Origin of the sequence: Mycobacterium sp., assembly GCF_044223235.1 — a bacterium.
Lineage (GTDB): Bacteria > Actinomycetota > Actinomycetes > Mycobacteriales > Mycobacteriaceae > Mycobacterium.
The window spans coordinates 1-12,714 of the sequence record NZ_JBGAME010000018.1 but is presented as its reverse complement, the minus strand read 5'-3'; the positions used below and the strand labels follow the sequence as shown (position 1 = coordinate 12,714).

Below are 12,714 nucleotides of genomic sequence, written 5' to 3'. Positions count from 1 at the left end.
GACGTTCCTGCCACCACGCTAGTCGGCCGCCCTGTGGGGGGTTGTTGTTTGGTCCCTGATCGCGGTCCAAGCTGCGCGATACACTGCGGTGCGCTGCCTCCGTAGCTCAGTTGGATAGAGCAAGGGCCTTCTAATCCCTAGGTCGCAGGTTCGATTCCTGCCGGGGGCGCTGGTCAGCGATGGTATGAGGCTCGCTATGGCTTCGGAATCAACCGTGGAACAGTTCGCTGCAGCGGCGGTCCGGGCCGTCGACGAGTCCCTGCGCCAGTCGGGGTTGAGGAACGACGACGTCGACGCGATCGTCGCTGGACTTGACCCGGCGGTGAGCGGCAATCCGCAGGCGGCGTTCCACCCCAGATCGAAAATGAAGACTCTCGATGACCAAAGGCCCACCAGAAATGGGCTTCGGTCTCTGTCCACTCGCCGTGCGTCCGATGATCCTATTTTCGACGCCATCCACGGCTGCCCCAACGACTGCGACGGCACATTGCGGAGGGAGCGACGTGAGCTCGCCAACGAGATCAACCGACAGGACACGCAACTTCGCCCGCGTACTCGGCCCTTTCTTCACCATCATCTCCGCCACGGTGGTGGTACGCGCGCCAGACATGCGAGAGCTCCTCGCGGAGTTCGGGGCCTCTGCGATTTGGCCGTGGGTGACTGGCGCTTTTGTACTGATGGGAGGAATCGTCGTCGTCGCCCTTCATCCGTACTGGCGCGGCGTTGCGGCTGTGATGGTTTCCCTACTGGGATGGATCATGGTGTTACGCGGCATTCTGCTGTTGGCTTTCCCCGACACCTTCATGTCCATCGCCAACCACACCATCGGTGCGGAAACCTTATGGCGCATCATCTTCGGTGGCGTCGCACTGGTCGGGCTGTACCTGACATACGTGGGCTGGATCGCCCGTAAGAAGGACTCGGCCGAACACGCTCCCCGCTCGATTCCCGACTTGCACCGCACTGCCTGATCGTTCCGCCCCGACACCGCAGTCGGCAAGATCGGCACAGGAGCAGTAGAGCACGATCCCGTGGGTGCTTTGGTCCCGCTCTTGTCAAGCTCCCAAGGGCCCCGCCGTCCCTCGAGGATGGGCCAAATGACCTGCTGGTCGGGGACCATCGACTCATGACCCGCCAACCAGGCCAGCCCTACTTTCGGGTATGTCCGTTTTGATCGATCGTCCTGGGATCGCAGTCGGAGTCGACGGATCTGCCGCTTCGAGGGTCGCCGTCCAGTGGGCCGCTCGAGATGCCGCGTTGCGCAATGTATCGCTCACCCTTGTTCATGTCGCCAGCGGCGTTGTCGACCCCTGGTCGCGGGTGTCTGTGCCAGGGTTTGGACAATGGCAGCAGGAGCGGGGACGGAAGTTCATCGACGATGCGGTCAGGGTCGCCGACGAGGCCATGCCACGAACCCGCCAGGTACTGGTGAGAACAGAGATGTACTTCTCGGCTGTCGTTCCCACACTCGTCGACATATCCAAAGACGTTGACATGGTGGTGGTGGGTAGCCGCGGCCAAGGGGCGTTCGGCTTTCTGCTCGGCTCAGTGAGCGCCGGGCTTGTGCAGCACGCACATTGCCCTGTCGCGGTCATCCACGATGAAGACCCCTTGATGCAGCACCCCGCGGAAGCGCCGGTCCTTGTCGGCATCGATGGCTCGCCGGTCTCGGAGTTGGCCACTGAGATCGCATTCGACGAGGCGTCGCGACGACATGTGGAGTTGATCGCCTTGCACGCATGGAGCGACACCCGAGTGCTCGACTTTCCCAACTTGGATTGGTCATCATTGCGGACATCGGAGGACGTGGTTCTGGCCGAACGCCTGGCCGGTTGGCAGGAACGCTATCCCGACGTGAATGTTCGCCGCCAGGTTGTCTGCGACGGCCCGGCGCGGCAGCTCGTCGAACACTCCGAGGCGGCGCAACTTGTCGTCGTCGGCAGTCACGGCCGCGGCGGTTTTGCCGGGATGCTCCTGGGCTCGGTGAGCGCCGCGGTGGTTCAGTCAGCTCGGATGCCGGTGATCGTCGCGCGCCAGGCTTAACCTTGAAACGGCTGGATCGACAGATCCAGCAGCGAGCCCGGGGGCGGCCGATCGGCAGTCTCCCGGTTACGGCAACGGCTGGCAACGGTGCCGTCGGGTCGCGGTCGACCCGCGCCGCGCCTCTGCGCGAGCTGACCGTCGGCACGGTCAACGGGTTCACCGAGACCAACACCCCTTGAGTCAACGAACATTTCGATACACGCCGTGGCATGAACACGTGCCGTGTCGGTCACCACACCGTCGAGATCGAAGATGACCGCGTCGTGCAATCGCGGGTCATGGTTGCCGAGGTGGTTATGGCCCCCATCCCGAACTCGAACCAATCGGAGGATCCATGGAACTGATTACACACGTAAAGCGTCGACATCCACGGGCGCTTCAGTAATCTCGAAGAGTCGTTCGGTGTCGGCCCGGCTGCACGGCTCCGTACCGGGAGTCAACATCATGGCCGCGCCCGCGGCGATCCCGAGTCGTAGCGCGGTGCTCAGTGGCCACTCACGCGCCAGACCCACCGTGATTCCCGCGACCATCGCGTCGCCCGCACCGACGCCGCTGACACCACGCACCGGGACCGCCGAAAATCGTTGGCTCTCAGACGAAGTAGCGAGCAGCGCGCCGTCAGATCCCAACGAGACGACGACGACTTGGGCGCGGCCACAGTCGATGATTTCGTGTGCAGCAGCCAACTGCTCGGACACCGTGACGAGTTCGCGTCCCACACATTCCCGTAGCTCTCGCACGCTCGCCTTCAGCAGGAAGACACCGGACGTGATGTGTTTGAGGCCACCGCCAGACGTGTCCAGAATCAGGCGCGTACCGAGATCCTGGCAGACCAGCGCCACCCGCCGATAGAAATTGTTGGGCGCACCAGGCGGGAGACTTCCACTCGCCACGACGAACATGGCCCCTGCCGCCAGGGCGCGGAGCTCGGCGAGGCATTGCTGTTGTTCTTCAGAGGTGAGGCACGGCCCAGGGAGCACGAACCGATACTGCAGGCCGGTGCTGATCTCGTTGATAGTGAAGCTTTCGCGTGTCGAGCCGGCGATCTTGACGCGTCGAAATGGAACGCCCCGTCCAGTGAGCAGATCGGCGTAACCGTCGCCAGTCACGCCGCCCGCTGGAAAGACCGCCGACACCGACTCACCTAAGTTGTGGGCAACCTGCGCAACGTTGACGCCACCGCCGCCCGGGTCGTACCGGACACCGGTACAGCGGACCTTCTCGGTAGGACGCACCGCACTCGTGTCCGTGGTGATGTCGAGCGCGGGGTTCATCGTCAACGTGACGATGGTCGCGCCGGCCGCTGAACTCATGAAGTTGATACGACTACTTGACGCCGCTCCGCGGTAGGGACTGAAGTCCCGAGTCGGCAATAAGGAATTTGGCCCTACCCAGTCGCGACCTTCAGCGCTTCGGCTGTGATCCTCGGACGCTACGTCGGCTCGACGCCATGCAAAAGGGATGGCTTCGTGCCACTTGATACCCAAGTCCGTGATCTCGACCCTGCGGATCATCGATGCCGAAGAAGCCGGCGGCAAAGGCGCCAACATGAATGAGATGGTCGCCGCCAAGCACCACACGGAAAGTCGGAATCACCTCCATGTTTGTCGCCGCACCGCAGACCGTTGCCGCAGCCGAACCGCGAGCGCGGCGGAAACGGCGTTGTGAGCGATTGGTGGCCAAACGGCCCTCAGCCTGTGCACGATGCCACCTGGTGACCATCAGCGCGAGCGCAGGGACCTAGGGCCCCATCAGACCGCGACCGGCACTCAATAGTGTCGACGGAGACCAGCGGATTGGAGTGCACGATGCGTGACAGCGGCGCGGCGACGACCCCAGTGGTCGTTGGAATCGACGGTTCAGCCGCGGCGATGGTTGCGGCGCAGTGGGCGATCGAGGAAGCAATCAGCCGGAATGCTCCCTTGCGCCTGGTGTCCGTGACCAAGGCACGGCATCCATCGGCAGACGACTACTACCAGGACATCCACCACGCGGAGGAGTCGCTTCGGGCGGCACGGGCCGCGGTTGAGGCCACCGACAAGCCCGTCACAGTCCAAACCACGATGCTCAATGGGCCCCCTGGCGCGGCACTCGTAGCAGAATCCCGTGACGCAGAGATGATCTGCGTCGGTTCGGTCGGGATCGGGCAGTACGCCCGATCCATTTTGGGTTCGACGGCAACGGAGCTTGCCGAGAACGCCCACTGCCCCGTTGCCGTTATCCGTCCGCACGATGAACCGCGGGATGCGATCAACTGGATTGTCGTGGCGATCAACGATAAACACGACAATGGGGCCGTGGTCGAATCCGCGCTCGCCGAAGGCAAGCTGCGCCACGCGCCAGTACTCATCATCGGCAGGCGCGCCGGCCTCGACCGTGCCGTGGAACATTGGAAGCAGCGCCATCCTGACGTACATATCTACCCCGTGTCCGATGGAGCAGACATCGCTCGGTTCGTGAAGAAGCATGATGAGCTGGTTCAGCTGGCCGTGATCGGCGGCGGCGAGGCAGGTGAGCTCGCAAAGATCATCGGACCCTACGCCCATCCGATCGGCCATCACGCCCAAGCCTCAGCGCTGATCGTGCGGCACTGATCCCGGGCCGTCCGGGCACACTCTGGTCGCCGGATGGATAGCCACTGCGAGTACCCGGCGCACTGTTCGCAGTCAGTGCACGCCCGGGGTGGCGGCTGTCTTGTTCAGAAGCCCTGCTGACGTTCATCGAAATTCCCTACCCGCGTGGCTCCGCCGAAGAGGGCGGGCCGCCTTCGCGGCGGCTGGTGCCTGACGCCAACATCTCCAGTCGAAGGAGGCCCGCTCACTCATGCTGACCGGAAAATGCCGGGGAGACGTTGCGACGCGGCCAGGCTGGGGAGGTGAACGTCCGTCGAGTGCACCTCGGTGATCAATCCTCAGGCAGACGGTGCACTCAACGCGAGCAGCCGGGCCACTCCAAGTTCGATTCCTCGAGCTAGCTCGTCGACGTCGGGCGTTGCGTCGTAGTCGGCCGTGATACCGAATATGAGTTCGTCGGCGTAGCTCACAATCGCTATTCCTGTCCGAAGTTGCAGCGCAATCGGTGGAATCGGGAACATCCGCACGACCTCTCGTCCCATAACTCGAAGCCGCTTGCGCGGCCCAGGCACGTTCGTCGCAACAGTTACCACTCCACGCTGCGGGAGCGAGGTCAACGCGCGCACGGCCCACGCCGTCAACGGGAACGGGACGACGTTCAGTCCAGCAACGAGGATTCCTCCCGCTTGGCGCTGGCCGCTCGACTTCGCCCTAGTCAACCGGCGATGTACCGCCCGCAACTGATCTGCAGGATCTTCCTTGTCTACAGGAAGAAACGGAAGCATCAGGGAAACCCGGTTATCAGCGGCATTCGCTGCGTCGTTGGCGCGAATCGACACGGGTACCAACGTCCGCAGAGAGTTGCGCTGAGGTTGCATACCTCGGCGAATGAGCGCGGCCCGGAAACTGGCGGTGATCGCAGCCAGGGCAACATCGTTGACTGTGACGCCTGATTCGCGACATATCTGCGCCACGTCTGCCATGCACACGCGCGCCGCGCTATAGCGCCGCATGGAAGTGATCGGACCAGCGAGCGAGGAAGGCGCAGCTGGACGCAACAGGCCACCAGCGATCTCGAGGGCACCCGCAACCGCCAGCGTCGCCGCGCTTGTCGTGCTCGTCGCGAGCTGCCACATACCCCTCGCCCATGTCAAAGGGTTCCGGCCGACCGAGGGCAGACTCAACAGTTTGTCGGGTGCTTCCTTCGCGGCGCGAATCCCAGTGGCGAAGGTGCCGCGCTCGCCCTCATCGCTTAGCCCAGAGATCATGTGCATCGTCGCGATCCCGTCCGCGATGCAGTGATGAATCTTCATCAGCATCGCCCAGCGGCCGTCAGCCAGTCCCTCGATGATCCAGCATTCCCACAGGGGGCGTTCACGATCGAGACGCCGCTCCATGACGTCGGCGGCAAACCGGAACAACGCCTCGTCGTCACCGGGATGCGGCAACGCAGCCCGGTGGATGTGACGGGACAGGTCCAGGTTTGGCTGCTCCACCCATTCCGGCGGCCCAAGGTCGAGGAAGTGTGTGCGGAGAACCTGCCTGAACCGTGGAACCTTGAGGATCCGCTCGCCGATTCCTTCCTTGAGCGATTCGTAATCGGGCATCGGTCCATCAATGACCGAGATTCCGCCGATCGCGAGGCTGACATGCCTATCTGAGTCTTCAGCCTCGAGGAATCCCGCATCCAGCGTCGAAAGATGCTCCATACGACGACCTTGGGCTACAGACACGATTGACGAAAGAGGCCGAGGTCCTCCGCTGGCGGAGACGAGTTCCCCTAGCCAGCCAGCCATGGTTGTGAGGACGATTGCATAATGACGACCCATCATTCGGGCCATGTCCAGCGCCCATCAGGCCTCGTACCCGAGCCTTTCCGTGGCCGGGACATCGTCGTAGACGAAGAGGTCGCAGTGGCGACCGGACCGGTGACGGTGAGCGGGCACTTGACAATGCCCGAACACCCAACCGGAATCGTCGTCTTCGCGCACGGCAGCGGGAGCAGCCGGCACAGCCCGCGCAATCAGTACGTCGCCGAAGTCTTGAACCGGGTCGGTCTTGCCACATTGCTGTTCGACTTGCTCACCCCGGTCGAAGAACGCAGCCGCGCCAACGTTTTCGACGTCGAGCTGCTGGCGGGACGGCTGGTCGACGTCACCCGTTGGCTGGCCGGCCAGCCCAACACCGCGTCGCTTCCGGTCGGCTATTTCGGCGCGAGCACCGGGGCAGGCGCAGCGCTGGTCGCGGCCGCCGATCCCCGCGTGGACGTGGGCGCCGTCGTCTCCCGCGGCGGGCGGCCAGATCTAGCCGGTCGCTCGCTGGCGAACGTCGAGGCGCCGACCCTGCTGATCGTGGGCGGACGTGACGAGGTGGTCATCGAACTGAACCGACGAGCCCAGGCAGCAATACCCGGAGTGTGCCAACTCACCTTAGTTCCCGGCGCTACGCACCTGTTCGAAGAACCGGGCACGCTCGACCAGGTCGCGAAACTAGCGTGCGATTGGTTCATCGACCACTTGGGCCACGTTTCAGCAGACCGGCGGAGGGGTCATCGGCCCTGACAGACGACGCGTCAGGGCCTCCGTGACCATCAGCCGTCGATCGCCACCGAATCTGGTCGTCGCATCGTGACGGGCACCCGCATTCGCGCAGGCGAATCGGACCGTACTCCAACTGCACCTCAGAGCTTGCGGAACACGCGTCAGGTCGCCGGTGTTGGATGGTTGACGTGGACAAGGTTCGGAGGCAGCGATGAAGTTCGGAATCTCGACGTTTGTCAATGACGACACCATCGACACGGTGTCGTTGGCCCGCGCGGTGGAGGACAGGGGATTCGCCTCGCTGGCCATTGCGGAGCACACGCACATTCCGGCGAGCCGCGAAACCCCGTATCCCCTCGGCGGCGAGTTGCCGTCGATGTACTACCGGACTCTCGACCCGTTCGTCACGCTCGCGGCAGCCGCGGCAGTGACGTCGAGAATCGAGTTGGTCACCGGAATCGCGCTGCTGATCCAGCGCGACCCCATCATCACCGCCAAGGAGGCGGCGAGCATTGATCTGATCTCCGGTGGCCGATTCGTGTTCGGGGTGGGTGCCGGCTGGAACATCGAGGAGATGCGCCACCACGGTACGGACCCGAAAACCCGCGGTGCGCTGCTCGACGAGCGCATCGAGGCCATCAAGGCGCTCTGGACCGAGGAACCCGCCGAATACCACGGCAAGTACGTCGATTTCGACGCGTCCTACCTCAGGCCCAAACCGGTGCAGAAGCCCCATCCGCCCATCTTCATCGGTGGGGATTCCGACGCCACGGTCAAACGAGTGATCCGGCACGGCGCGGGCTGGATCTCCAATCCCAACAAGATCGAGGCGCTCAGGAAACGTATTGATCAGATGCGCGACGGCGCCGGCCGCGACGTTCCCCTCGCAATGTTTGGAGCACCCGCGAAACCGGATTTCTGGAAGGCCGTCGAGGACCTCGGCTTCGGCCAGGTCGCGCTACTGCTGCCCACGTTGCCCAAAGACGAATCACTCAAGCTTCTCGACGAATACGCCGCCGACGTCGAACGTTACCGGGGCCAGGTCGGCTAACCTGGCGCGGTGAGCAGAAGGCGGGTGGTCACCGGCGTGCAGCTGGCGCTCACCGTGGTCGCCTTCGCGCTCGGAGGGTGCGCATCCACGGCATCGCCGGCGCCGCCGGCCCCCACCGCATCGCCGGGTCCGCCGGCCGGCCCGGACACACCTGCCCCGGGGCCGACCATCGTGGCGCAACCCGATGAGCCTTCTCCGCCCGATGTGGCGCCAGCGGGTCTGCAGCCCGCACTGGCCGCAGATCCGGTGCAGCTGGCCGACGACCTCGTCGCCGACGAGCATGCGCTTCGTGACCCGTCGACGCCGGAACCGGCCCTGCGGGAAGCGGCGCGGCGCCAGCAGGCGGCCTACCGCACCATCGGCTATCACAGCGAGTGGGACGCGATCACGCGGCCTCGAATCCCACCGTCCCTGCTAGAGGTCTACGACCTCAACGTCGACGCACGTCGGCAACTCACCGCACTGGCCGAGGTCAAGAATGCGGTCCCCGCGTGGCACATCGTCGCCCCTTCGCCCGCCGAGGAGTTGCTGCGTTACTACCGCGAAGCCGAGGCGGCGTCGGGCGTCGGCTGGAACTACCTGGCGTCGATCAACCTGATCGAGAGTAGGCTGGGCAGCGTCGTCGGGCCGAGTTCGGCTGGCGCGCAAGGCCCGATGCAGTTCCTGCCGTCCACATTCGCCGCCTACGGCCAGGGCGGGGACATCTACTCCCCCCGCGACAGCATCATGGCGGCCGGCCGCTACCTTGCCGCCAATGGCTTTGCGGCCGACCGCGACCGGGCCCTCTTCCGCTACAACAACTCGGCTCGGTACGTGCGGGCGGTCAACGACTACGCGAACGTGCTGGCCGCCGATCCCGCAGCGTTCGCCGGCTATTACCGGTGGGAGGTCTACCTCCGGACAACCGCGGGTGACGTGCTGCTGCCCGTCGGCTACGCCTCGGACTCGCCGATACCGATCGACGAGTATCTGGCGTCCCACCCGCAGTAGCACCGGACGCCGCGGGCGATCGCCAACCGGCTATGCCGGGGTCACCTCGGCGTTCGCGCCATAGACACCCAGCAGGTCCCGGGCCGACACGATGCCGACCAACTCCCCGTCCTGCTCGACGAAGATGTGGCGGATGTAGTGGTCCATCATCCGGGCCGCCACCTCGTCGACGGTCGCGTCGGCGGCACACCACACCAGCTTGGTGCTGGCGATGTCGAGGGCGCGCACGGTCGCTGGGTCGTGCCCGGCCGCCACCGCCCGGACGACGTCACGCTCGGTCACCACCGCGGTTGGCCAGGCCTGCTCGCCGATGACGACTGCGCCCACCCCCTCGTCGGCGATCGTCGTGGCGACATCGGCGACGGTCGAGTCGGACGCGACCCGCGCCACGCGGTCGCCGGTGACCAGGGAAACTGGGGTCGCCCCACCAGAGGGAATGCGATTCATGACCCCATGGTGGCACCGCCGCACACGCGCCGGTGGCGCGCCGGTCGACGCCGATACTTTGGTCCCCCACATCGGGGACCAAAGGCCCCGCTCCGGATTACCTGCGGGATGATCACGACCACATCCGGCGCCGCACGTTGCAGGCGTCGGCCCTCTCGACGGAAGTCCCCCACCGGTCGACCGGCGCACGGCTAGTATCCCTGCCATCACCAGCGAGGGGGTCCTATGGGCAGGCACGAGGACACCACATCGACCCCGGGCTCCCTCGACCCCCAGCGCGGACCCGCCGCCGATACCCGAGCGGTCGACCAGTTCGTCAAGCGACGCGCCGAAGTCACCGAAGCCGACCACGCCGAACTACGCTCACGGCTCGCCCGGAACGAGCCGCAGTGCCAACCGATTGTGCGCGAGGTCGTCGACGCCCACGCCGACATCGCCGGCCACCACCTCGGCAACTGGGTCGCCCTGCTGCCCACCAAACTGGGCGGCGGGACGTATGCCATCGATCTGAATTCCAACCGCGTCCTGGGCTCAATCTGGTACTGGACCTACGGCGACTACTGCCCAATCAGCCATCACCTGTGCGCCTTCCCCAGCGCCGATCCGCTGCACGGCTTCGAGTTCGTCAATTCCACCCAGGGCGGCAAGAACGCACTGATCTACGGCATCCCGACCGACATCGCCGACCCGGCCCCCGGCACCAACATCTATCGCGTGCGCTACGACGGAACACAGATGCAGCTCATCGAAAATGTCTCGGAGACAACGGGCCTGGGTCTGGGCGTGCATGTGACCGTCGATCCGAAGGATGCGCAGTCCTACTTCGTCACCGACGGACAAAAGGACATCGCGGCCTGCTTCGACCGCACCACCTCACAGGTGAAAGCCGCCCTGCGATTCGACTGGACACCGAATGTCGCGCAGCTGCGTGAGGCCTGGATCAAGGGCGGCACGCTGACGATCCGCAGGATCCACCCCGATCCGGTCACTGGCCGTTATGACTACCGCGGCACAAAGGGCAACAAGATCGACTGGGAGATGGTCCCGATGGGCGAGCTGTTCGTCGAGGAAGGCTCACTGCCCGGCGCCGACCCGCTCTCCCTGACCGGCGCCGACGGGACGATCTGGCATCCCGAAGGACGTTGGGCGGCAACGGTGGTGCGGCTGTGCGGCGGCACCGCGATCCTCGACCCGCAGAACGATTTCGCGCCTGTGGCCTTCCTGCAGTTCAACAAGGATTCGCAGGACCAGTACCCCGTCGAGCGTGTTGACGACGACACCTGGACGGTCACCTTCGACAGGATCGCGTCGCCGGGTCACGAGATCGGCTTCTCCCCCGACGGTCGCTTCCTCGTGATGATGAACAACCTGCGCGAGAACAACTGCTCGGTATTCAGTTGCACCGACCCGGATCCCCGCAACTGGCGCAAGGTCGCCCATGTCGAAGACCCACTGTGGCGCGGCAAGTACCCCAACCCATTCCACATGGTCTTCTCGTTGGACAGCTCCAAGCTCTACCTGTCCATCCTGCACCCGTCGCCCGGCTTCAGCGGCATCATGGTGGTGGACACCGCCACGTGGACGATCCTCAAGGAGATCCAGGGCATCGGCCCGGATCTGCAAACCCCCGCCATCACCTACGACGGGCGGTACCTGATCACGCCGTTCAGTGGATTCCAGCGTCAGTCAAGCGGTATCGCGATTGTCGACGCGTCGACGGACACCTTCATCGGCATTCTGCCCAGCAACGGCGGGCACCACGATTGCGTCATCATCCCGACCAGTCTCGAGCACATGAAGCACACCCGCTCCTGCACTCTCTGAGTGACCGAGACCGCCCGTCGATCGTCGTCAGTCGTCGTCGGAAGCACTCCGGCGCCAGCCCGAGAACTTGTGGCCCACCGAGTCGGCCGCGCTGGCAGCGGCCCTGCCGACGCCGTCGACGATCCCGCCGAGACCGTCGCGAATTCCCCGGATCAACGGGTCATCCGAGTGATCGAAGCCTTCCTTGTAATGACGGGCGGCTTCGCCGATATCCGCGGTGAACCCGACGGCACCATCGTCGGCCCGCCGCGGATAGTCACCGGCCATGATTGCGCCGTACCCGCCCGCGTCGACCCCTTTGGTCAGCGCCGCGGCGCGCAGCACCGAGAAGGGGTTGCCAACTATTGGATAGATACAGAGTGATAGTGAGCGTATGTACGTTCGAGTGAGATGTTGGTGGCGTGAATCTGACGGAGTGGGCGCGCTCGCAGGGCGTACATCCGCAGACGGCGTATCGCTGGTTTCGTGAGGGAACGTTGTCGGTTCCGGCTGTGCGGGTGAACGAGCGCACTGTGCTGGTGTCACCGGACATGACCGTCGGGCCGGCGCCGACCGCGTTCGGACTGTATGCGCGGGTGTCCTCGCATGATCAGAAGTCGGACCTGGATCGGCAGGTCGCCCGTCCGACGGGCTGGGCCGCTGAAGTGGGCGGGACTGTGGTTCGGGTGGAGACCGAAGTAGGGTCGGGAATGAATGGTGCGCGGCGGAAAGTGCGGCGCCTGTTGGCCGATCCGCGGGTCACCGTGGTGGTGGTCGAGCATCGGGATCGGTTGGGGCGCATGAACACCGAACTGGTCGAGGCGCGTTGTCGGCGCACGGCCGGCGATTGGTGGTGTTGGATTCCGGTGAGGTCACCGATGATCTGGTGCGCGACATGGTCGAAGTGCTGACTTCGTTCTGCGCGCGACTCTACGGGCGCAGAAGTGCTCGCAACAGGGCGTTGAAGGCGGTCGGGTGCGCACAGCGCGATGTCGGACCGAGCGTGTTTGTCGGTGGTGTGGGCAAGGATGACCGGCATGGTAAGACCGCGGAGAAGATCCAGCGTGTCACGTTGGCCGGGCTGAAAGAGCGGGGATGGACTGACGGCGCGGTCAAATGGTTCTTGGGCGAGCCGGACGCGCTGGGCCCAAACCCGAACTATCGCTGGGGTCCGAGGATGCGCCTGTACGACTTCCCCCGCGTCGCGCGCACCGAGCAGAGCGAAGCTTGGCGCGCGTGGCCAGACCAGACCAAGGCCCGGCGGGAG

At 64.8% G+C, this 12,714-nt stretch carries 10 protein-coding genes, 1 tRNA gene and 3 pseudogenes; 10 read left to right on the top strand and 4 right to left on the bottom strand.

Translation table 11 applies throughout. The features are described 5' to 3' along the window. The first annotated feature begins 95 nt into the window (after window positions 1-95). The 3 genes from ADBZ6K_RS19025 (at window position 96) to ADBZ6K_RS19015 (ending at window position 2,043) form a co-directional block, all read left to right on the top strand. Window positions 96-169, top strand: a tRNA-Arg gene (locus ADBZ6K_RS19025). Window positions 170-503: 334 nt separating this feature from the next. Then, window positions 504-971, top strand: a complete 468-nt coding sequence (locus ADBZ6K_RS19020; RefSeq protein WP_526349518.1) for a hypothetical protein — start codon at window positions 504-506, stop codon at window positions 969-971. 190 nt (window positions 972-1,161) lie between these two features. After that, complete coding sequence (locus ADBZ6K_RS19015) at window positions 1,162-2,043, top strand: universal stress protein (RefSeq protein ID WP_526349516.1); 882 nt, start codon at window positions 1,162-1,164, stop codon at window positions 2,041-2,043. Window positions 2,044-2,387: 344 nt separating this feature from the next. Here ADBZ6K_RS19015 and ADBZ6K_RS19010 read toward each other — a convergent pair whose 3' ends face one another. Further along, a complete protein-coding gene (locus tag ADBZ6K_RS19010; RefSeq protein ID WP_526349514.1) occupies window positions 2,388-3,356 on the bottom strand; it encodes a 1-phosphofructokinase family hexose kinase in 969 nt (322 codons plus the stop codon). A gap of 178 nt (window positions 3,357-3,534) precedes the next feature. On the opposite strand from ADBZ6K_RS19010, the gene ADBZ6K_RS19005 reads away from it, so the two are divergent. Both ADBZ6K_RS19005 and ADBZ6K_RS19000 read left to right on the top strand, forming a co-directional pair. Then, entirely contained in the window at window positions 3,535-3,711 is a 177-nt protein-coding gene (locus tag ADBZ6K_RS19005) for a hypothetical protein (RefSeq protein WP_526349689.1), read from the top strand. A gap of 140 nt (window positions 3,712-3,851) precedes the next feature. Then, entirely contained in the window at window positions 3,852-4,637 is a 786-nt protein-coding gene (locus tag ADBZ6K_RS19000) for a universal stress protein (RefSeq protein WP_526349512.1), read from the top strand. Window positions 4,638-4,954: 317 nt separating this feature from the next. On the opposite strand, the gene ADBZ6K_RS18995 is transcribed toward ADBZ6K_RS19000, so the two are convergent. After that, window positions 4,955-6,325 (bottom strand): WS/DGAT/MGAT family O-acyltransferase, encoded by a 1,371-nt coding sequence (locus tag ADBZ6K_RS18995; RefSeq protein WP_526349510.1) that lies wholly within the window; start codon window positions 6,323-6,325, stop codon window positions 4,955-4,957. A 189-nt stretch (window positions 6,326-6,514) separates the two neighbouring features. On the opposite strand from ADBZ6K_RS18995, the pseudogene ADBZ6K_RS18990 reads away from it, so the two are divergent. The 3 genes and pseudogenes from ADBZ6K_RS18990 to ADBZ6K_RS18980 all read left to right on the top strand — a co-directional run. Then, window positions 6,515-7,177, top strand: a pseudogene (locus tag ADBZ6K_RS18990) (dienelactone hydrolase family protein); the annotation flags it as partial. Window positions 7,178-7,367: 190 nt separating this feature from the next. After that, complete coding sequence (locus ADBZ6K_RS18985; protein ID WP_526349508.1) at window positions 7,368-8,207, top strand: LLM class F420-dependent oxidoreductase; 840 nt, start codon at window positions 7,368-7,370, stop codon at window positions 8,205-8,207. A 9-nt stretch (window positions 8,208-8,216) separates the two neighbouring features. Next, window positions 8,217-9,197 (top strand): lytic transglycosylase domain-containing protein, encoded by a 981-nt coding sequence (locus ADBZ6K_RS18980; protein WP_526349506.1) that lies wholly within the window; start codon window positions 8,217-8,219, stop codon window positions 9,195-9,197. Between the two features lie 30 nt (window positions 9,198-9,227). Here the strand turns inward: ADBZ6K_RS18980 and ADBZ6K_RS18975 are convergent, their stop codons facing one another. Further along, complete coding sequence (locus tag ADBZ6K_RS18975) at window positions 9,228-9,644, bottom strand: CBS domain-containing protein (RefSeq protein ID WP_526349504.1); 417 nt, start codon at window positions 9,642-9,644, stop codon at window positions 9,228-9,230. Window positions 9,645-9,869: 225 nt separating this feature from the next. Here ADBZ6K_RS18975 and ADBZ6K_RS18970 point away from each other — a divergent pair, with 225 nt between their 5' ends. Next, window positions 9,870-11,468, top strand: a complete 1,599-nt coding sequence (locus tag ADBZ6K_RS18970; RefSeq protein ID WP_526349502.1) for a TolB-like translocation protein — start codon at window positions 9,870-9,872, stop codon at window positions 11,466-11,468. Window positions 11,469-11,495: 27 nt separating this feature from the next. Here the strand turns inward: ADBZ6K_RS18970 and ADBZ6K_RS18965 are convergent. Further along, a pseudogene (locus ADBZ6K_RS18965) lies at window positions 11,496-11,804 on the bottom strand (Zn-dependent protease); the annotation flags it as partial. 65 nt (window positions 11,805-11,869) lie between these two features. Between ADBZ6K_RS18965 and ADBZ6K_RS18960 the strand changes: the two are divergent. Continuing rightward, window positions 11,870-12,438, top strand: a pseudogene (locus ADBZ6K_RS18960) (IS607 family transposase); the annotation flags it as partial. Window positions 12,439-12,714: the final 276 nt, after the last annotated feature.